The following is a 20312-nucleotide window of genomic DNA, read 5'->3' as shown; positions in this document are numbered from 1 at the left end:
ACATGCACGAGGCGACCCCCGCGCGCGGAATATTGCATTGCCTGCGCAACGTTAACGCCATATTTGTCTGACGGAGCTGAGCGCGATCGGAGATGACATGGCCGCCGAAATTCGTACTTTCACCTGTTTAAACGACAATTTCGGTTATCTGATCCACGATGTGGAAACCAAGGCAACGGCGTCGATCGACGCGCCGGAGGCCGGCCCCATCCTGAAGGCGCTCGAGCGCGAGGGCTGGCAGCTCACCGACATCCTGATCACCCATCATCATGGCGATCATGTCGGCGGGGTCGCCGAACTCAAGCAGAAATACAATTGCCGCGTCGTCGCGCCGCATGACAAGACGACGAAGATCGCAAACGTCGACCTGCGCGTCGCCAATGCCGAAATCGTCAAGGTCGGCAGCTTGCTGGCGCGCGTGCTGGAGACGCCCGGCCACACGCTCGACCACATCTCCTACGTGTTCGACACCGAGAAAACGCTGTTCGCCGCCGACACGCTGTTCTCGATCGGCTGCGGCCGCGTGTTCGAGGGCACCTATCCGATGATGTGGGATTCGCTTTTGAAGCTGCGTGCCCTGCCAGACGACTTCAAGCTTTATTGCGGCCATGAATATACGGCATCCAACGTCAAGTTCGCGCTGACCGTCGACCCCGACAATGCGGCGCTGCAGGCGCGCGCGGCGGAGGTGGCGAAGCTGCGGGCCGAGAACAAGCCGACCATTCCTTGCCTGCTTGGTGACGAGAAGCGAACCAACGTGTTCCTGCGCGCCGATGAACCGTCGGTCGCAGCCCGGCTGCACATGAAGGGCGCGGATGCCACCGCGGTGTTCGGCGAATTGCGCGAGCGCAAGAACAAGTCTTGACGCACAAGTCTTGACGAACAAACCCTGACGGGAACCGATGCCGACCGCAGCCGAGATCATCGCGCGCCTCGAACTCCGTCCGCATCCCGAGGGCGGGCATTACCGCGAGACGTTTCGCGATCAGACCACGGACGCCAACGGGCGGTCGCGTTCGACCCTGATCTACTTCCTGCTCGCGCGCGGCGAGCGCTCGCACTGGCATCGCATCGATGCAGTCGAGATCTGGCACTATTATGCCGGAAGCCCCTTGATGCTGCGCATCGCCCACGAAGGCTGTTCCCAGCACGAAGTCCGCCTCGGTACGGATCTCGTGAGCGGCGAGCGGCCGCAGGCAATCGTGCCGGCCGATGCGTGGCAGATGGCGGAGACCACCGGCGAGTGGACGCTGCTCGGCTGCACCGTGGCACCCGCCTTTGAGTTCGCAAAGTTCGAGCTCGCGCCGAAGGGCTGGAGCCCTGAGGCACCATCGTTCCGGCTTGCCCCGGAATGACGTTACCGCTTCCACACCATGTCTTTCGCCGCGATTAGGCCGCCGCCGGCAATCAGGATCGCAGCGACGGCGATGTTGGCGCTGGCTTTGGCAAAACCGGCGGCGATGAGGAAGCCGGTCGAGAGCAACGGCGTCGCGTAGGACGCGGCGCCGAGCACGCGGATATCGCCACGCTTCATGCCGATGTCCCAGGCGTAGAACGCAGCACCGACGGGGCCGATGCCGAGCGCGAGCACGGAGAGCCATTGCAGTGTCGTGTCCGGCCAGACCGTGGTTTCAAGCAGGCCATGCATCAGCGCGGCAAGCACCGCGGTGGCGAGGCAGAATCCCGCGACTGCGTCGGTCGGCACCGCCTTCAATCGCCGCGACAGCACCGAATAGGTCGCCCACACGAAGGCTGCGATGAACGCCGCGGCCAATCCCGGCAATTGCCCCTGCGTGAAGCCGGAGGTGTTACCGGCGAACAGCAGCACGGTGCCGACGAGGCCGAGCACGGCGCCGATGATGTGATGCACGGCAAGCCGCTCGGCCGGCAGAAACGACGAGAACAGCACGATCAGGAGCGGCCACAGATAATTCAGCAGGCCGGCTTCGGCCGGCGGCGCGAAGCGTAGCGCGAGGAAATACAGCGCGTGATAGCCGAACAATCCGCCGACACCGACGGTCCACACGGCCAGCGGCTGACGCAGGCTTTTGGCCGCCTCGCCGCGGCCGATCCAGGTGAGCAGGCCGACGAGACCGCCGATCGCGAACGTCATCGCGGCCAGCTGGAACGCCGGGATCCTTCCGGTCGCCACCGTCATCACTGACAGCAGCGACCACATCAGGATCGCGGTCAATCCGATCAGCGTCGCGGTGCGGGGGGTCATCAATCGAGGGCTCTGAGGACGCGGATGCCCGGCACGAGGCCGGGCATGGCGTCTTCATTATCGTCTTGTTGCGCCAAACGCCATATCAGGCGTGGTACTGGCCCCCGTTGATAGTCAGCGTCGAGCCGGTAATAAAGCCGGCCTCGTCAGCTGCGAGGAACACCACGGCGCGCGCGATTTCCTCGGGTTCGCCAAGACGATTCACCGGGATCTGCGGAATTACGTTCTTTTCCAGCACATCCTTGGGCACGGCCTGCACCATTTCGGTGTTGATGTAGCCCGGCGCGATCGCGTTGACGGTGATGCCACCCTTGGCGTTCTCGATCGCTAGCGCCTTGGTGAAGCCGATGTCGCCGGCCTTTGCGGCGGAATAGTTCACCTGGCCGAACTGGCCCTTCTGGCCGTTGATCGACGAGATCGAGATGACGCGGCCGAACTTGCGGGCACGCATGCCTTCGATCACCTGGCGTGTCATATTGAACAGCGAGCCGAGGTTGGTGTTGATCACGGCGTTCCACTGGTCGAGCGTCATCTTGTGGAAGGCGGTGTCACGGGTGATGCCGGCATTGTTGACGAGCACGTCGACGGGACCGAGATCTGCCTCGACCTTCTTCACGCCTTCCGCGCAGGCGTCGAAATTGCTGACATCCCATTTGTAGACGGCGATGCCGGTCTCGGCCTTGAACTTCTCCGCCGCCGCATCGTTGCCGGCATAGCTCGCCGCAACCTTGTAGCCGGCCGCCTTCAGCGCCTTGCTGATCGCAGCTCCGATGCCCCGCGTACCACCCGTCACCAATGCAACACGTGCCATATCGTATTTCCTTCCCTTGGACTCTTCGGACGTTTCTGAAGTGATGGTTTTTAGCGGTGGATTATGCGGCAGGTTTGACGGACATCAAGAACAAAACGCCCGGCGTTGAGCCGGGCGTTTCTCTTTAATCGAGGCTTGTACGGTTGCGAAGAATATTTGATTTGCAACCGCTGCCTTTTTAATCGCGTGCAACGCACTCAATCACGTGTGCAGCGCACGCGCAAATTACGCGTCAGTCACGCGTAAGCTATCGTCAGTCGCGCGCCAGACACATCGCGATACCCATGCCGCCGCCGATGCACAGCGTGGCGAGGCCCTTCTTCGAATCGCGCTTCTGCATCTCGTGCAGCAGCGTCACCAGCACACGCGCGCCGGAGGCGCCGACCGGATGGCCGATCGCGATCGCGCCGCCGTTGACGTTGACCTTGGAGGTATCCCAGCCGAGATCCTTGTTGACGGCACAAGCCTGCGCCGCGAAGGCTTCGTTGGCCTCGATCAGGTCGAGATCGCCGACGTTCCAGCCGGCCTTCTTCAGCGCGGCGCGCGAGGCCGGGATCGGGCCCGAGCCCATGATCTTCGGATCGACGCCCGCCTGCGCCCACGACACGATCCGCGCGAGCGGCTGCTTGCCTTCCTTGGCGGCCTGCTTGGCGGTCATCAGCACCACGACGGCAGCGCCGTCATTGATGCCGGAGGCAGAGCCTGCCGTGACCGTGCCGTCCTTCTCGAAGGCGGGACGGAGCTTCGCCATCGCGTCGATCGTTGCGCCGTGACGGGGATATTCGTCGGCGCTGACGACGACATCGCCCTTGCGTCCCTTGATGGTGACGGGAACGATTTCGTCGTTGAATTTACCGGCCTTCTGCGCGGCCTCGGCCTTCTGCTGCGAGGCGACCGCGAACTCGTCCTGCTGGGCGCGGGTGATCTGCCACTGCCGCGCGACGTTCTCGGCGGTGTTGCCCATGTGATAGCCGTTGAAGGCGTCCCACAGGCCGTCCTTGATCATGGTGTCGATGAATTCGACTGCACCCATCTTGACGCCGCCGCGCAGATACTGGGCGTGCGGAGCCATGCTCATGGATTCCTGGCCGCCGGCGACCACGATCTCGGAATCGCCGTTGAGCAGCGCCTGATAGCCGAGCGCAACAGTGCGCAGGCCCGAACCGCAGAGCTGGTTGACGCCCCAAGCCGGGCTCTCGACCGGAATGCCGGCATTGATTGAGGCTTGGCGGGCGGGGTTCTGGCCTTGAGCGGCAGTCAGGATCTGGCCCATGATGACTTCGGAGACCCGGCCAGGCTCGATGCCACCGCGCTCCAGCGCAGCCTTGATGGCAATGGCGCCGAGATCGTGGGCGGGAAGGGTTGCGAACGCTCCGTTGAAGCTTCCGACCGGGGTGCGGGCGGCGCTGACGATGACGACATCGTCTGACATGGGCATCTCCTGGGTTGAATGGGGGCAGACGGGGCTGGGGAAACGGCTCGCCAGTCTCGGATGGCATCCTGTTAACGTCGTTGAGGCATGTCAATCGGCCGGCGGCCGAATTCATCCCGCAGCGCATTCAAAATAGCGTTCTTGGCGCTTTCGCAAGCACGTTTTTGCTGCCCGATTAACCGTGGCGCACAAAACGGTAGCGTGACCCCTTTGAAAATGCTTATTTTGTTGCGTTGCGTACTCTTCCCGCCCTGCGGCATTGGCCCGACAGGTTCCCGTTCTCCGCGTTTGCAAGTGAGAGCCCATGGCGAAATCAGACCAACCCACCACCATCAAGAAATACGCGAACCGCCGGCTCTATAATACCGGAACGAGCACTTATGTGACGCTGGAAGACCTCGCCTCCATGGTCAAGGACGGCGAAGATTTCCTGGTCTACGACGCCAAGACCGGCGACGACATCACGCGGTCCGTGCTTGCCCAGATCATCTTTGAGCAGGAGAACAAGGCCGGCCAGAACCTGCTCCCGACCACCTTCCTGCGCCAGCTCATCCGCTTCTACGGCGACAGCATGCAGATGGTGGTGCCGAAATATCTGGAGCAGGCGATCGCGTCGCTCACGCAGGAGCAGGAAAAGTTCCGCAAGCAGATCGCCACCTCGCTCTCCGGAACCCCGTTTGCGCCGCTGGAGGAACAAGTCCGCCGCAATATGGAGTTGTTCCAGCAGACCTTCTCGATGTTCAAGCCTTTCGCGCCCACCGCGGGCCGCCCCGCAGGCTCCGCGGAGCCGGAGCCTGACGCGACCGCCGAAGCGCCGAAGGACAGCAATATCGACGAACTGCGCCAGCAGATGAAGGACATGCAGGAACGCCTCGAGCGGATGTCGAAGAAGGACGAGTAGATCGTTCCTATGCGCCGGCTGCCCGGCAAGGGCTCCCCGGCAAGCCGGAGGACGCGCCATGTCCGACCGAAGCACCCATTGGGACAATGTCTACGCCACCAAGGGCGAAGCCGAGGTCAGCTGGTTTCAGGACAGTCCGGCGACCTCGCTCGCGATGATCAGAGCGGCCAATCCGGACCGCGGGGCCGCCATCCTCGACGTCGGGGGCGGCGCATCGCGGCTGGTCGATGCTCTCCTGCTGGACGGATATCGCGACGTCGCCGTGCTGGATCTCTCTGCCAATGCGCTTGACGCGGCAAAGAAGCGAATCGGCGGAGCCGCTTCAATGGTCGACTGGATCGTTGCCGACGCCACGACATGGCGCCCGGCAAAAACATACGATCTATGGCACGATCGGGCGGCGTTTCACTTCCTGACCGATTCCCGCGACAGGACCGCTTACATCGAGCGCCTGCGGTCCGCGCTTGCGCCCCGCGGCCACGTCATCATTGCGACGTTTGCGCTCGGCGGCCCGGAGAAGTGCAGCGGCCTGCCGGTGCAGCGTCATGACGGCGCGAGCCTTGCGGCAGAGCTCGGGCCGGCGTTCGAGCTGATTGAAACGCGCAACGAGGCGCATCAGACGCCATGGAATTCGACGCAGGCGTTTCAGTTCAGCCGGTTTAAGCGACGCAGCCAGCTCCCGTAATCTCCGGGGTTTTCCGGGCATGACCACGGAAAGACCGGATCAAGCCGCCAGCTTCACCGCATGGGCGAAGTCCCAATAGAACTTGCGCGCGCGCGTGTAGAGCGGGCCCGGCTTCAGCTCGCGATCGTCGATGCGGATCACCGGCGCGACTTTTGCGAAATTGCCTGTCGAAAAGATCTCGTCGGCAGCGAGGAAATCGGCATAGCGCAGCGTCTTCTCGGCCACGGTGACGCCGTCGCCACGAAGCAGGCTGATGACGCGCTGGCGCGTGATGCCGTTGAGGAAGGTGCCGTTCGGCACCGGCGTGTAGACCACGCCGTCCTTGGCCATGAACACGTTGGAATTGCCGAACTCCGCGACGTTGCCGAGCATGTCGAGCATCAGCGCATTCTGGAAACCACGCGAGGCGGCTTCAGCAAGCGCGCGTGAATTGTTCGGATACAGACACGCGGCCTTGGCCTCGACCGGAGCGCATTCGGCGGTGGGCCTGCGGAACGGCGAGAGCGTGATCGCGTTGCCGACGGGTTTTGGCATCGGCGCCTCATAGATGCACAGGCACCAATCGGTGGTCTCGGGATCGAACAGCACGCCGCCGCCCGAGCCGTTCCGCGCCCAGTACATCGGACGGACGTAGAGCTCGGCATTCGCTGCGAAACGTGCGATGCCCTCGTTTGCGAGTGCCAGCCAGGTGCCGGTATCGACCACCGGCTTCAGGCCAAAGTTGATCGCGGATTGATTGGCACGGGCGACGTGACGGTCGAGATCGGGCGCGACGCCTTCGAACGCACGCGCGCCGTCGAACACGACCGAGCCAAGCCAGGCCGCATGCGTGCGCGGGCCCATGATCGGCACATTGCCGTCATGCCATTTGCCGTCGAAGAAGGTCCAGCTCGGCGAATATTCGATGGGCTTTTTGATTTCGGCCATGACCGGCCTCCCCTTGGCATGGTGCCGCATTATAGCGCCACTATTGGGCGCAATTTCTAAATGATTCCCTGCGGGAAAGTGAGCTACCCTCCCACAAGGGAAAGGAAGCACCATGCCGCTCGATCCGCTCGCAAAGCGTTTGTTGACCATGATGGCTGCGGGTGCGCCGCAGGCACGGAGCCGGCCGAGCGTGGAGGCACGGCGACAATCATTGGCAAAGCTGATGCAGTTCGCGCGCACCGATGCGCCTGACGTGACGACGTCCGACGGCGTGCTGCCTGGTCCCGCCGGCGCGCTGCGCTATCGCCTCTATTCACCCGCAAGCGCCGGTGATCGAGCGCCCGGCTTCGTGTTCTTTCACGGCGGCGGGCTCGTTGCCGGCAGCATTGCCACGCATGACCGCGTCGCAGCCGCGCTGGCACACGCGACCGGCTGCCGTCTCGTCTCGGTCGATTACCGGCTGGCGCCCGAGCACAAATTCCCCGCCGCCGTGGACGATGCGATCGCCGCCACCGAATGGGTGGCGCGCGAGGCCTCATCGCTCGGCATCGATGCCCATCGTCTGGTGCTCGGCGGCGATTCCGCCGGTGCAACGCTCGCTGCGATCGTGTGCCAGGAGGCGGCGCAGACCGCAGGTCTTTCCATCGTCGCGCAATGCCTGATCTGCCCGGTGCTGGACTTCGAGGAGACTTCACCTTCGCGCGAGGCGTTCGCCGAGGGCTACCTGATCGACCGCGTCACGATCGAAGCCGATCTCGCCGACTATCTGCCCGAGGCCTTTGATGCCGCCGATCCGCGCATCTCGCCTTTGCGCGCGACACGGCTTGCGGGCCTGCCGACCGCAATCATCCACACCGCCGAGTTCGACCCGATGCGCGACGAGGGCAATGCCTATGCCCGCAAGCTGCTCGCGGCGGGCGTCGCCGTGGAGCACGTTTGCCACGACGGCATGGTTCACAATTTCCACGCCATGGGCGCAATCCTGCCGCAGGCGCGGCTCGTGCTGTCGCAGATCGGTGAGCAGGTCAGGCGGGCGGTGGGGGCGTGAGAGCCTGAATCAGACGCGTGCGTCGAGCACCGCCCTGGCTGCCACGACATATTCGGGCCAATGCGCATCCGCATAGCGCTCGGACTGCCGCGCGCAGGTGACGTCGGGCGCATGTGCGGCTGCGATCGTGCGCGCAAAGCGCTCTTCAGCGACCGTCACGCCATCGGCCGCGGCCAAGGGCGCGGCTCCTGCGGCGGTTGGCGCGACGGCGAGCCCTGCCAGTCCGGCAAGCAGGAGGCGGCGTGACGTATCCATGGCTTCCATTCCCTATTGTCTTGCTCTGCTATTGCACTTCGATCGTGACCGGCGAATGCGTCGCCACGGCGGCGGCAGGGTACCGTTACGCTTCCGTCCGGTCCAGGAGCCGCGACAACGCGGCCTACTCCGGCACCGGCACGTCGAACGTGTTCAGCGTGACCGACACCATGCAGTAAACGCCGACGAGATAGGACAGCTCGGCCGCGCCGTGCTCGCCGAATTCCTTGACTGCGGCCCGATAGGTCAGTTCCGGCAGCACGCCGCCGCCAACCAATGCGGACGCCACGTCGTAGGCGACGGCCTCCTGCTTGGTGAGATCGACCGGCCGCTGTCCGGCGACGATGGTCGCGAGCTTCTCGTCGGAGAGGCCGCGCTGCTCGGCGACCAGCACATGCGCATAGAGCTCGTAGCCGGAGCGGAAATGCGAGCCGGTGACCAGGATCGCGACCTCGCGCACCGGCGCCGGCAGCAGCGGGTTCGACGCGATGGCCTTGACCAGCTCCCACACCGGCTTGCCGAAGCGCGGCTCGCGGATCCATGGATTCCACGGCCCGAGCAGCGCGCCGTCGTCGCGCATGTTTATGAAGCCCTTGAAGTGGTCGGTGATGCCCGTTCGCATGTCGTCGTAGAGCGGCTTCTGTTCGGCAGTCAGGTCTTTCGGATCGAGAATGGGAAGGCGCACGGCAGGTCTCCTCGTTGAGAGGCGCAAGGCTCGCCCGCGTGACGGCGCAAGGCAAGTGAAGTTGCCGTGACGACCGTGCAATTTTGCAGATGGCAGGGAGGCCCCGGCTATAAGACCGCAGGATTTCGTAAGTTCTGCGGATTCGTTACGTCTTCGAACTCAAGCGCCAGTGGCTGCGCTGTATCGAGGAACGACGACAAGGCCGCTTCGAACGGCGCGGGATCGAGACCGCGTGCTTTCAGCCACGCGGGCTCATAATAGGTCTGCCGGTAGCGCTCGCCGGAATCGCAGATCAGCGTCACCAGCGACCCCGCCTGATTGGTCTTTCGCATCTCCGAGGCAAGCCGGCACACCGCCAGGAAATTGGTGCCCGTAGAGCCCCCCACCGCGCGGCGCAGCCGGCGCGACAGCACGTTCATCGCCGCGATCGAGGCCGCATCCGGGATCTTCATCATGCGGTCGACCACGCCCGGCACGAAGGAGGGCTCGCAGCGGGGCCGGCCGACACCTTCGATCAGCGAGGGGCGGTCGCAAACATGCGAGCGGTCCTGTGTACGGAAGCAGTCGAAGAAGGCGGAATGCTCGACATCGGCGACGCACAGCCGTGTCGGATATTGGCGATAACGCAAATAACGTCCGATCGTGGCCGAGGTGCCGCCGGTGCCAGCGCCCATCACGATCCAGTCCGGCAGCGGTCTCGGCTCGCCCTGCAACTGCGTGAAGACGGATTCGGCGATGTTGTTGTTGCCGCGCCAATCGGTGGCGCGCTCGGCGAAGGTAAACTGGTCCATGTAGTGGCCGCCCAGCCGTGCGGCCAGCGCGCCGGCTTCCGCATACAGCGCGCGGCCGTCGTCGATCAGATGGCAGTTACCGCCGTAATGCTCGATCGCGGCGATCTTTTCCGCCGAAGTCGTGCGCGGCATCACGGCATAGAAGGGCACGCCGATCATTTGCGCGAAATAGGCTTCCGACACCGCGGTCGATCCCGACGAGGCCTCGACGACAGGCGTGCCTTCGCGGATGTGGCCGTTGCAGAGCGCGTAGAGGAACAGTGAGCGCGCCAACCGGTGCTTGAGGCTACCGGTCGGATGCGTGGATTCGTCCTTCAGATAGATATCGATGCCTGATAGCGCCGGCACGATCAGCCTGATCAGATGCGTGTCGGCCGTGCGGCACTGGTCGGCCTCGATCGCGGCGACCGCCTCGTCCACCCACCCGCGCCGATAGGCCGGCCCGGCCGGGTTGAGGTGGCGGAAGGGGAATGTCTGCATCACCTGAATCTCTCATGATGCGGATCGCGCATCAATAGCTTCCGTTCAAAACTCCAGCGGCGCGTTGTCGACGACTTCCTTCATCACGAAGAAGGTGCGGGTCTGGCGCACGCCAGGCAGCGCGATCAGCTGCTCGCCGTGGATACGGTTGAAATCCTCCATGTCGCCGACACGGATCTTGAGGAAATAGTCGAAGTCGCCCGCGACGAGGTGGCAGTCGAGCACGAACTTCAGCCTGGCGATCGCCTGCTCGAAGATCGCAAAGCTCTCTGGCGTCGAACGGTCGAGCACGACGCCGACCATCACCAGCGTGCCCTTTGCCACCTTCTTCGGCGCGACCATGGCGCGGACGGCGGAAATGAAGCCGTGCTCGAACAGGCGCTGGGTGCGCCGATGGCAGGTGGCCGGGCTGATGGCGACGGTTTCGGCCAGATCCGCGTTACTGAGCCGGCCGTTATTTTGCAGCAATCGCAACATCTTAAGGTCTATGCGGTCGAGACGAGCGGACATGGAAGAAGCTTCCGTTGCTGGCGGCTATTACGAAAGAAACAGTATCTCTTGTCAGCCATTCCGCAAGATCGTGCGCAATAAGACCGCAACATTTGAAAGCACCTTTTTGCGCCGCGATGCTAGCCTTTCCCCAACACCAACGCCAATCGGGATGACCTGACGATGCTCGAAAAATTCGCGCGCTATCCGCTGACCTTTGGTCCGACGCCCATCGAGAAGCTGGAGCGGCTATCAAAGCATCTCGGCGGCAATGTCGAAGTCTATGCCAAGCGCGAGGACTGCAATTCCGGGCTCGCCTATGGCGGCAACAAGCTGCGCAAGCTCGAATACATCATCCCCGACGCGATCGCCTCAAACGCGGACACGCTGGTCTCAATCGGCGGCGTGCAGTCGAACCACACCCGTATGATCGCCGCGGTCGCGGCCAAGATCGGCATGAAGTGCCGCCTGGTGCAGGAGGCCTGGGTGCCGCACGAGGACGCCGTCTATGACCGCGTCGGCAACATCATGCTGTCGCGCATCATGGGCGCCGACGTGCGCCTGGTCGACGACGGCTTCGACATCGGCATCCGCAAGAGCTGGGAGCAGGCGATCGAGGAGGTGAAGGCGGCGGGCGGCAAGCCCTATGCGATTCCCGCCGGCGCCTCCGTGCACAAATTTGGCGGCCTCGGCTATGTCGGCTTCGCCGAAGAAGTGCGCAAGCAGGAAGCCGAGCTCGGCTTCAAGTTCGACTACATCGTGGTCTGCACCGTCACTGGCTCGACCCATGCCGGCATGCTGGTCGGCTTCGCCGCCGATGGGCGCGCGCGAAAGGTGATCGGCATCGACGCCTCCTTCACCCCGGCGCAGACCAAGGCGCAGGTGCTCTCGATCGCGCAGAACACGGCCAAGCTCGTCGAGCTCGGCAAGGATCTCGTCGCCGATGACGTCGTGCTGATCGAGGATTACGCTTATCCAGCCTACGGCGTGCCGTCGGAAGAGACCAAGGAGGCGATCCGCCTCACCGCGCGTCTCGAAGCCATGATCACCGATCCCGTGTACGAGGGCAAGTCGATGCAGGGCCTGATCGACCTGACGCGGAAGGGCTATTTCGAGAAGGGTGCAAAGATCCTCTACGCTCATCTCGGCGGCGCGCCGGCGCTGAACGGCTATGGGTATGCGTTTCGGAACGGCTAAGATCCGTAGCCCTACCGTGCCCTGACAATCTGCAGCAGCTCGTCGCCGTAATGCTCGAGCTTCTTGTCGCCGATGCCGGGCACATTGCGCAGCTCGTCCAGCGTGGTCGGCCATGCGCGAACGATGCCGTCGATGGTGGCGTCGTGCAGCACGACATAGGCCGGCACCCCGCGCTCGCGGGCTATGTCCGAGCGCCATGCTCGTAGCCGCGCGCGCAATTCGGGATCGACATCGCCCTGCGGCGCGTCGGTCGCCGGCGCCAGATCGCCGCGGCGGGATTTGGCGCGGCTCGAACGTATCCGGGTGCCGGGCGCTTCCTCGCGAAGCCACACTTCCGTTTCGTCGCGCAGCACGCCGCGCGACGAATCGGCCAGCTTCAGCGCGCCAAAGGCTTCGCTGTCGCTCCACAAATGTCCCATCGCCACGAGCTGCCGCAGCACCGTGCGCCATTGCTTCTCGTTGAGCTCGCGTCCGATGCCGAACACGGTGAGCTTGTCGTGGCCGAACTGCGTCACCTTCTCGGTCAGGCGTCCGATCAGCACGTCGATGAGATGCATCGCTCCGAAACGCTGGCCGGTGCGATAGACGCAGGACAGGAGCTTTTGCGCCAGCACCTTGCCGTCGCGCATTTTCGGCGGCGTCAGGCAATTGTCGCAATTGCGGCAGCCCTCGCCCATCACAATCTCGCCGAAATAGGCGAGCAGCCGCCGACGCCGGCAGTGGGGCGTTTCGGCAAGGCCAACGAGCGCATCGAGCTTGCCGATCGAGACCCGCTTGAAGTCGTCGGAGCCGCTCGACTCGTCGATCATGCGGCGCTGCTGCACGATGTCCGAAAGACCGTAGGCCATCCAGGCCGCCGACGGCTTGCCGTCGCGGCCGGCGCGTCCTGTCTCCTGGTAGTAGGCCTCGATGCTCTTGGGCAGATCGAGATGGGCGACGAAGCGCACATCCGGCTTGTCGATGCCCATGCCGAAGGCGATGGTCGCGACGATGACGATGCCGTCCTCGTTGAGGAAGCGGTCCTGGTTGCGCGAGCGCACGCTGCTGTCGAGCCCGGCGTGATAGGGCAGCGCCGCAATGCCGGCATCGTCGAGCGCGGCGGCGACCTCCTCGACCCGTTTGCGGGACAGGCAATAGACGACGCCCGCGTCTCCCGCGTGGCGCTCCCGGATGAATTCCTTCAGCTGCGACACAGCGTTGCGCTTGTCGACGATCTCGTAACGGATGTTGGGCCGATCGAAGCTGGAGACGAAGTGCGGACTGTGTGCAAGCTGAAGCCGCTCGACGATCTCCTTGCGGGTCAACTCGTCGGCCGTCGCGGTCAGCGCGATGCGCGGCACGTCGGGAAAACGCTCGGCGATGACGGACAGGCCGACATATTCTGGGCGGAAGTCATGGCCCCATTGCGAGACGCAATGCGCCTCGTCGATCGCGAACAGCGCCACCTTGGCCCGCGCCAGCAGCGACAGGCAGCGCGGTGTCACCAGGCGTTCCGGCGCGACATAGAGCAGGTCGAGTTCGCCCGCGATCAAGCGCCGCTCGATATCCGAGGCTTCCTGCGAGGTCAGCGACGAGTTCAGCGCGGCGGCGTTGACCCCGGCTTCGAGCATGGCGGCGACCTGATCGCGCATCAGCGCAATCAAGGGCGACACCACGATCCCGCAGCCTTCACGCAGCAGCGCCGGCAATTGATAACACAGTGACTTGCCGCCGCCGGTCGGCATCAGCACCAGGCAATTGCCGCCGTCGGTGACGTGCCGGATGATCTCGCCCTGCGCGCCGCGGAACCCGGGCAGGCCGAACACCGAATGCAGCACCGACAGCGCATCGCGGCCCTTGGCCGGCGCAGGCAGCGGAGCGGTGGAAGGAGAGGACATGGGCATGTCGGGGTGAGGCCGTGAGATTTGTCACAAGGCCAGTCGCATGACCGCGCGGGCGTGGCAAGACTGTTTGCGCGGCAGGACGCCGTCTTCCCCCTCGACCTGTTGAGGAAAGAAAGCTTTCTTACGCCCCGATCCTTCGCAGTGCTTCCGCGACCGTCACGATGGGCATGTCGCGCTTCCCGGCCGCCTGCAGCGCATGGCGCATCAGGTCTGGCGTGCAGCCATACGGGCTCGGCGCGGCGGCGATGTCATGACCATAGAAGATCAACCATCCGCCGCTCTCGACCGCCTCGTCAAAATAGCGATCGACACCTGTCGTATTGATCTCGCGATCGACCAAGGGCGAAGCGCGCAGGAACTGGAGATCGATGACATCGCGATTGACGCCGGGAAGGATGCCGCGCGCCGAGCGGAAGGTCTTGGCGAGCTGCGGCTTGCGCCACACCGACGCCATGCCATAGGGGTAAGCGAAATTTTCCAGTGTGATCGAAGAATCGATGCCGCGAAAATGGCTGCGGTTTCGCTCGATCTCGCTGGCCATGGCGGCCTCGTCGAGATTGGCCGCACTCTGGTGCGAGAAGGTGTGGCAGGCGATCTCGTGCCCGGCCCGGTGAAGCCGCACGACCGCGTCGTTCGACAGGCCGTGCCAGTGGCTCGAGGGACGATCGACCAGGCTGCCGGCAAGATAGAACGTGCCGCGGCCGCCATGCTGCTCCAGGAGCTCGGCGCCCTCGCCTGCGGCGCTATCGGGGGCGTCGTCGAAGGTGAAGCTCACCATGGGTGCATGCGCGGGCAGCCGGTGCGGTGCGGCGCGGAAATGCCGGGCCAGCCGATTGCTCACGCGTCCCTGGAGTGCCGACCACACGAATCGCATGTCCTGTCTGTCCCGCCCCCTCACTGAAGCATTCGCGCACTGGTTGAGGCAAGCTTCACACTTCGTTAGTCCTAACGTCGAACCCATCGTCCTGACCTAACGCGCAAGCGCCGGCGCATCGGTTCCCGCGCCAAGATATTGCAGCCAATTCCGAAACAATGCCGCCGCGGCGCTGCCGGCGGCGATATCGCTACGCAAATTCAGCGCAGGCAGTTCGTTGCTGAGCGCGGGGTGGCGTTGGTGCGTTGCCTGTTTCTCGAAGCGGACAAGCTTCTCTTCGGTCGCTGCGTCAAAATAGCTCACGGGCAAACGCGGATAATTGTCGTGCTCACGCGCGAGATAGCGGCCGATGTCGCGCAGATATTCGCGCTGAAGCGACAGCGCGTCGTATTCCGGGTGACCCTGGAAGAACACGAAGCGGCTGGCATATTGCCGGACGAAGATATCGACGCCGGCCTTTGCCGAACGCGTCAGCACCTGGTAGCCGGCCTGCGCGAGGTCGCTCTCGGCGATCTCGTTGAGACGCGAATGCGAGACTTTGAGGAGCGCAGGCGCGGCCCGCGTGAGCGGATCGCTGGTCACGGTTTCGCAGTCGAAAACGCCATGACATTTGGCTGGCAGCCGCCGCCGTTCGATACGATCGAGATGCAGCACCGCAGCATGCGCAGCGAGGCACGACCAGATCGTCGAGCGGGTGTTGATCTTGGCCCAGTCGATCAACTCGGTGAGATCGCGCCAGTACGGTTCCCGGTCAAGCTCGGGCGCGACCGGCTCAGCGCCGGTCACGATCAAGCCGTCGAACTTGTGGCGCCTGAGCTCGGTGAGTTCCGAATATTCGCTCTCGACATGCCACTTCGCTTCCGGCGAACGCTTCACCGAGGGCAGCGAGAAACAGTGGAAGCGGATGCGGCGCGGACCCGCCGCGGCCTGCAGCAGCTTCATGAACTGCCGCTCGGTCGCCTTCAGCGCCGGATCCGGCATGTTGTTGATCAGCCCGATGGTGAGCTCGGCGCTGCCGCGCTCGCGCGCCAGATCGCCCTCCCCCGGCACCAGTGCCGGGCTCGATATGCCTTGATCCCTGTCGATCAGGATCGTCATCGGCGCGGCCGCCTACTCCGCGGCCTGGAGGCGCTCCGACGGGCAGGCCTTTTCCAGTGCCTGGTCGAGATCCTCGATGATATCTTGGGAATGTTCGATGCCGATCGACAAGCGGATCGTTTCCGGCAAGACGCCGGCGGCGCGCTGCTGCTCCGCCGACATCTGCCGGTGCGTGGTCGAGGCCGGATGGCAGGCCAACGACTTGGCGTCGCCGATATTGACGAGGCGCGTGATCAGCTTCAGCGCATCATAGAAGGACTTGCCGGCTTCCATGCCGCCTTTGATGCCGAAGGTGAACAGCGAGGACGCGTTCCCGTCCAGATATTTCTGCACCAGCGGATAATAGGGACTGTCCGGGAAGCCGGTGTAGTTGACCCAGGCAACGCGGGGGTCCTTGCGCAGGAATTCGGCGACCTTGCGGGCATTCTCGCAGTGGCGCTCCATGCGCAGCGCCACGGTCTCGATGCCCGGGAGCAGCAGGAAGGCGTTGAACGGCGACAGCACCGAACCCATGGTGCGCTGATAGATGCTGCGCGCGCGCTCGATATAGGCGGTCTTGCCGAAGCGCTCGGCATAGACGAGGCCGTGGTAGGAGGCGTCCGGCTTGTTGTAGCCCGGGAAGCGGGCGGCGTACTTGGCCCAGGGAAAGTTTCCGGAATCGACGATGGCGCCGCCGAGTGTCGTGCCGTGGCCGCCCAGAAACTTGGTGAGCGAATGCACGGCGATGTCGGCGCCGTAATCAAACGGCTTGAGCAGGATCGGGGTCGCGACCGTGTTATCGACGATCAGCGGCACGCCATGCGCATGCGCGATCTTCGCCAGCGCCTCGATGTCGCAGACATTGCCGGCGGGATTGCCGATGGTCTCGGCGAACACGGCGCGGGTGTTCTCGTCGATCAGCTTTTCGATCGCCTCCGGCGTGTCGCTCTCGGCGAAGCGGCCGGTGATGCCCTGCCGCGGCAGGATGTGCGAGAGCAGCGTATGTGTGGTGCCGTAGAGCTGCGGCACGGAAACGATGTTGCCGCCGTGATCGGCGACGTTGACGAAGGCGAAATGCAGCGCAGCCTGCCCGGTCGCGACCGCGAGCGCGCCGACGCCGCCCTCGAGCTCGGCGATACGCTTCTCCAGCACCGCGCTGGTCGGATTGGCGATGCGGCTGTAGCGATAGCCTTCTGCCTCGAGATTGAAGAGCGCCGCGCCGTGATCGGCGCTGTCGAAGGCGTAGGCCGCGGTCTGGTAAATCGGCACGGCAACCGCGTGCGTGGTGGCTTCGGGCTCGTAGCCGGCGTGAATAGCGATCGTCTCGTTGCGCATCGTGCCACCTCCGCGTGGAGCGGGCCGCACTTATTGGCCTGTATGAGGCAGGTGCGTTGTCCGCCGTCCCTCTGTTAGAGGCGGGTGGTAAAGCGGACAATAATTCGTCTAGAGATCGAGGAAGTAACCCTAACGGTTGTTGGGGAATTGGCTAAAATTCGAGTCAAATTGAATTAATGAACTTTTGCGTCGCCAGCTGGGTGGCTTCCTTCTCCCCTTGTGCCGGGGAGAAGGTGAGATATTCGCACCTATAAGCCCATCTGCTCCCACAGCCGATGGGCGATCACGCCGGCGCGCTTCTCGATCGCTGCTGCCGCGTCGAGCGCGAGGTCCTCGCGATAGCGCCCGGCAATAAGCTGCACGCCGATTGGCTTGCCATCGTGCACGGCCACCGGCACCACGGCGCCGGGCAGGCCCAGCACGTTGATCGCGGAGACGAAGCGTATCTCGCCCCAGAAAATCTCGCGCACGCGCTCGGGGCTGACAGTGTCCTCGCGCGGGCCCGGCGTCGGCTTCACCGTGGTCGGCGCCAGCACGACCGGATACTCTTCGAAGAACAGCTGCCAGGTGCGGATGTGGCCGTTGCGCGCGGCGGTCGCCTGCATCCAGGTCTTCAGGTCGAGCACGTTGGCCTTGGCCTTCATGCCGCCCCACGCCTTGTGGAAATCCTCAGACGTCACCTTCAGCATGCCGGCCTCCTGCATCACCATGGTCTCGTTGGTGATGATGTCGCACCAGGTCTGCCACACGCCGTCGATGTCGGGCACATCGACCTCGCTGACCCGATAGCCCGAACGCTCCAGATGATCGGCGGCCTGGCGCAACGCCGTGCGCACAGACGGGTCGACCTCCATGTCCTCGGGGATCTTGGCCAATGCGACCTTGATCGGCCCCTTCGGCTTTGGCCCGACCAGCGGCGCCGGCACCCACCAGGGATCGCGCGGATCGCGCTGGCTCATCACCTCCAGCGCGAGACGAACGTCGGCGACGTGGCGGGCGAGCGGCCCCTGCGCCGACATCAGATGCGCCAGCATCGGCCGCTCGGCGGTTGCGCTTCCGTTGAACGCCGGAATACGTCCCTGCGTCGGCTTGATGGTCACAACGCCATTGCAATGCGCGGGCCAGCGCAGCGAGCCGCCGATGTCGTTGCCATGCGCGATGGTGCCGATGCCGGCGGCGACCGCCGAACCCGCACCGCCGGAGGAGCCGCCGCAGGTGATGTCCGGATCCCAGGGGTTGAGCGTCAGCCCGTGCAAGGGATTGTCGGTGAAGCCGCGGAAGGAGAATTCCGGCGTGTTGGTGAGCCCGATGACGATCGCGCCGGCCTTCTTCAGGTTGCGCACCACGGGAGAATCCGACGGCGCGATGAGGTCCTTGTTGGCGGGAACGCCATTGAAATTCGGACGGCCTTCGTAGTCGACATTCTCTTTGATCGTGATCGGTACGCCATGCAGGAGGCCGAGTTCGCCGCCCTTCGCGCGCTGCTTGTCGGCCGCATGCGCCGCAGCCAACGCCTCCTCCGAGAGATCGACGACGACGGCGTTCAGCCTCGGATTGACGGCGCGCATCCGGTCGAGATGCGCCTGGACGGTCTCGACCGCGGAGATGACGCCGGAGCGGATTGCGGCTGCGGTCTCGACCGCCGACCATTGCCAGGCCGGCCCTCTGGGGCGGCGTGGTGCGGATGATTTGCGCGTGGCGGCCTTCTTGACCGGCTTCGTTGCAGCCTTCACAACCATGCCCTTGCGGACGGCGCTTTTCTTGCTGGAAGTCTCCGCTGTTTCATTTGAAGCGCTTTTCTTCTTGGTCGCCGTCTTCGCCACGTCGCTCTCCTGAAGTTACACTGCGGAAGTTATGGAGGTCACGCGCCCGTGTACAGGCACGTTTCTGCATGGCGCGGTGATCCTGTACAGCGTCTACGGACAGAGCGGCGGCTCCAAGCACAAGAACGAGCGCGGCATCGTCGTCTATCGCAACAGACGGTTGAAGGCCGTGCTCGGGGCGGCAACATCGAGGCCGTCGTCTCGCTGTCCTCTCACTCCGCCGGGCAAGCCGCAACGGCGGCCTGCGCGCGATCGAGCCGAACGCTCCACAGCGCCAGCACGAGACCAACCGTCGTGATGCCGGCCGCGACCAGCGGCAGCGCGGAGAGGCCGAGCCCGCGATCGATGGTGACACCGCCAACCCAAGCTCCAAGCGCATTGCCTAGATTGAACGCTGCGATGTTGAGGCTCGAAGCGAGCGTGCGTCCACTGGGGCCGGCGGCTTCCAGCACACGAAGCTGGAGCGGGGCGACCGTTGCAAAGGCCGCGATGCCGAGCAGCAGGATCAGCACGATGGCCGGGATCTTGACCGACAGCACGGCGCCAAGGCCGAGCAGCACGATGGCGAGCGCGGCCAGCGTTCCGATCAGCGCACGGGTGAGGCCACGGTCGGCAAGCTTGCCGCCGGCGACGTTTCCGATCGCGAGACCTGCGCCGAATATCAGCAGGATCGGTGAGACCGCGGCCTCCGGGAAGCCGGTGAAGCGCGTCAGGATCGGCTGGATATAGGTGAAGACGACGAACAGGCCGGCAAAGCCGAACACGGTCATGGCGAGGCCGAGCAGCACCTGCGGACGGCCGAGGACCAATACTTCCTCGGCGAGCGAGATCGGCTTCTCGCCGCTGCCAACATGGCCGGGCACCAGCGCCGCCACCACCGCAAAGGCGATCACGCCGATGACGGTCACCGCCCAGAACGCCGCGCGCCAGCCGAGCATCAGGCCGAACCAGGCGCCGAAGGGCACGCCGAGCAGCGTTGCGACCGTGAGGCCGATGAACATGGTCGATATCGCGGAGGCGCGCTTGTCCTCGGCAACAAGGCTGGTCGCGACCACCGAGCCGACTCCGAAGAAGGTGCCATGCGCGAGCGAGGTCAGCACGCGCGCCGCCATCAGCAATTCGTAGTTCGGCGCCAGCGCGCAGGCTGCATTGCCCAGCGTGAAGATCGCCATCAGCGCCAGCAGCACGGCTTTGCGTGGCATCCGCCGTGTAGCCAGCGTCAGGACCGGCGCGCCGATGAACACGCCCAGTGCATAGCCGGAGATGAGCAGCCCCGCGACCGGGACGGAGACATGCATGTCGGCAGCGACCTGGAGCAGCAGGCCCATAATGATGAATTCGGTGGTCCCGATGCCGAAGGCACCGGCGGTGAGCGCGAGGACAGCGGGAGGCATG

21 protein-coding genes are annotated in these 20312 nt (G+C 64.4%); 7 read left to right on the top strand and 14 right to left on the bottom strand.

All coding sequences use genetic code 11. The features are described 5' to 3' along the window. Positions 1 to 97 precede the first annotated feature (97 nt). Positions 98 to 865: a hydroxyacylglutathione hydrolase gene (gloB, locus tag IVA88_RS01500; protein WP_247495540.1), complete on the top strand. Its 768-nt coding sequence runs from the start codon at positions 98 to 100 to the stop codon at positions 863 to 865. Between the two features lie 37 nt (positions 866 to 902). Next, positions 903 to 1355, top strand: a complete 453-nt coding sequence (locus IVA88_RS01495; RefSeq protein ID WP_247495539.1) for a cupin domain-containing protein — start codon at positions 903 to 905, stop codon at positions 1353 to 1355. A gap of 2 nt (positions 1356 to 1357) precedes the next feature. Here IVA88_RS01495 and IVA88_RS01490 read toward each other — a convergent pair whose 3' ends face one another. The 3 genes from IVA88_RS01490 to IVA88_RS01480 all read right to left on the bottom strand — a co-directional run bounded on the left by IVA88_RS01490 (position 1358) and on the right by IVA88_RS01480 (position 4467). Further along, positions 1358 to 2224, bottom strand: coding sequence for an EamA family transporter (locus IVA88_RS01490; RefSeq protein WP_247495538.1), 867 nt, complete (start codon positions 2222 to 2224; stop codon positions 1358 to 1360). Positions 2225 to 2309: 85 nt separating this feature from the next. Continuing rightward, positions 2310 to 3035, bottom strand: coding sequence for an acetoacetyl-CoA reductase (phbB, locus tag IVA88_RS01485; protein ID WP_247495537.1), 726 nt, complete (start codon positions 3033 to 3035; stop codon positions 2310 to 2312). Between the two features lie 253 nt (positions 3036 to 3288). Further along, a complete protein-coding gene (locus tag IVA88_RS01480) occupies positions 3289 to 4467 on the bottom strand; it encodes an acetyl-CoA C-acetyltransferase (protein WP_247495536.1) in 1179 nt (392 codons plus the stop codon). Between the two features lie 304 nt (positions 4468 to 4771). On the opposite strand from IVA88_RS01480, the gene phaR reads away from it, so the two are divergent. Next, the gene (phaR, locus tag IVA88_RS01475) at positions 4772 to 5368 is read left to right on the top strand and encodes a polyhydroxyalkanoate synthesis repressor PhaR (RefSeq protein ID WP_247495535.1); all 597 of its coding nucleotides are present in this window, start codon (positions 4772 to 4774) and stop codon (positions 5366 to 5368) included. A 58-nt stretch (positions 5369 to 5426) separates the two neighbouring features. After that, positions 5427 to 6053: a class I SAM-dependent methyltransferase gene (locus IVA88_RS01470; RefSeq protein WP_247495534.1), complete on the top strand. Its 627-nt coding sequence runs from the start codon at positions 5427 to 5429 to the stop codon at positions 6051 to 6053. A 39-nt stretch (positions 6054 to 6092) separates the two neighbouring features. Here the strand turns inward: IVA88_RS01470 and IVA88_RS01465 are convergent, their stop codons facing one another. Then, entirely contained in the window at positions 6093 to 6980 is an 888-nt protein-coding gene (locus IVA88_RS01465) for a branched-chain amino acid aminotransferase (protein WP_247495533.1), read from the bottom strand. A 112-nt stretch (positions 6981 to 7092) separates the two neighbouring features. Between IVA88_RS01465 and IVA88_RS01460 the strand changes: the two genes are divergently transcribed. Further along, positions 7093 to 8028 carry an alpha/beta hydrolase gene (locus IVA88_RS01460; protein ID WP_247495532.1) on the top strand — a complete coding sequence of 312 codons (936 nt, stop codon included), beginning with the start codon at positions 7093 to 7095 and terminating at the stop codon, positions 8026 to 8028. Between the two features lie 9 nt (positions 8029 to 8037). Here IVA88_RS01460 and IVA88_RS01455 read toward each other — a convergent pair whose 3' ends face one another. The 4 genes from IVA88_RS01455 to IVA88_RS01440 form a co-directional block, all read right to left on the bottom strand. Then, the gene (locus tag IVA88_RS01455) at positions 8038 to 8283 is read right to left on the bottom strand and encodes a hypothetical protein (protein ID WP_247495531.1); all 246 of its coding nucleotides are present in this window, start codon (positions 8281 to 8283) and stop codon (positions 8038 to 8040) included. A gap of 124 nt (positions 8284 to 8407) precedes the next feature. Beyond that, complete coding sequence (locus IVA88_RS01450) at positions 8408 to 8968, bottom strand: carboxymuconolactone decarboxylase family protein (protein ID WP_247495530.1); 561 nt, start codon at positions 8966 to 8968, stop codon at positions 8408 to 8410. A 107-nt stretch (positions 8969 to 9075) separates the two neighbouring features. Continuing rightward, entirely contained in the window at positions 9076 to 10239 is a 1164-nt protein-coding gene (locus tag IVA88_RS01445; RefSeq protein ID WP_247495529.1) for a PLP-dependent cysteine synthase family protein, read from the bottom strand. 45 nt (positions 10240 to 10284) lie between these two features. After that, on the bottom strand, positions 10285 to 10749 hold the full coding sequence (locus IVA88_RS01440) for an Lrp/AsnC ligand binding domain-containing protein (RefSeq protein WP_247495528.1): 465 nt from the start codon (positions 10747 to 10749) through the stop codon (positions 10285 to 10287). Between IVA88_RS01440 and IVA88_RS01435 the strand changes: the two genes are divergently transcribed. Both IVA88_RS01435 and IVA88_RS01430 read left to right on the top strand, forming a co-directional pair. Continuing rightward, a complete protein-coding gene (locus tag IVA88_RS01435) occupies positions 10748 to 10909 on the top strand; it encodes a hypothetical protein (protein ID WP_247495527.1) in 162 nt (53 codons plus the stop codon). The genes IVA88_RS01440 and IVA88_RS01435 overlap by 2 nt on opposite strands. Positions 10910 to 10911: 2 nt before the next feature. Beyond that, on the top strand, positions 10912 to 11925 hold the full coding sequence (locus IVA88_RS01430) for a 1-aminocyclopropane-1-carboxylate deaminase (RefSeq protein ID WP_247495526.1): 1014 nt from the start codon (positions 10912 to 10914) through the stop codon (positions 11923 to 11925). Positions 11926 to 11936: 11 nt separating this feature from the next. Here IVA88_RS01430 and recQ read toward each other — a convergent pair whose 3' ends face one another. The 6 genes from recQ to IVA88_RS01400 all read right to left on the bottom strand — a co-directional run bounded on the left by recQ (position 11937) and on the right by IVA88_RS01400 (position 20311). Beyond that, a complete protein-coding gene (gene recQ, locus IVA88_RS01425) occupies positions 11937 to 13802 on the bottom strand; it encodes a DNA helicase RecQ (RefSeq protein WP_247495525.1) in 1866 nt (621 codons plus the stop codon). Between the two features lie 127 nt (positions 13803 to 13929). Next, positions 13930 to 14673, bottom strand: coding sequence for a polysaccharide deacetylase family protein (locus IVA88_RS01420; RefSeq protein WP_346657551.1), 744 nt, complete (start codon positions 14671 to 14673; stop codon positions 13930 to 13932). Between the two features lie 105 nt (positions 14674 to 14778). Next, on the bottom strand, positions 14779 to 15780 hold the full coding sequence (locus IVA88_RS01415; protein WP_247495523.1) for a homoserine O-succinyltransferase: 1002 nt from the start codon (positions 15778 to 15780) through the stop codon (positions 14779 to 14781). A gap of 12 nt (positions 15781 to 15792) precedes the next feature. Continuing rightward, a complete protein-coding gene (locus tag IVA88_RS01410; protein WP_247495522.1) occupies positions 15793 to 17094 on the bottom strand; it encodes an O-acetylhomoserine aminocarboxypropyltransferase/cysteine synthase family protein in 1302 nt (433 codons plus the stop codon). A 248-nt stretch (positions 17095 to 17342) separates the two neighbouring features. Continuing rightward, positions 17343 to 18917: an amidase family protein gene (locus IVA88_RS01405; protein ID WP_247495521.1), complete on the bottom strand. Its 1575-nt coding sequence runs from the start codon at positions 18915 to 18917 to the stop codon at positions 17343 to 17345. A gap of 212 nt (positions 18918 to 19129) precedes the next feature. Continuing rightward, complete coding sequence (locus IVA88_RS01400) at positions 19130 to 20311, bottom strand: MFS transporter (RefSeq protein WP_247495520.1); 1182 nt, start codon at positions 20309 to 20311, stop codon at positions 19130 to 19132. Between the last annotated feature and the right edge of the window lies 1 nt (position 20312).

The organism is Bradyrhizobium sp. 149 (assembly GCF_023073915.1).
Taxonomy (GTDB): Bacteria; Pseudomonadota; Alphaproteobacteria; order Rhizobiales; family Xanthobacteraceae; genus Bradyrhizobium.
The sequence above is the reverse complement of the archived record's forward strand: the minus strand, read 5'-3'. Positions and strand labels throughout refer to the sequence as shown.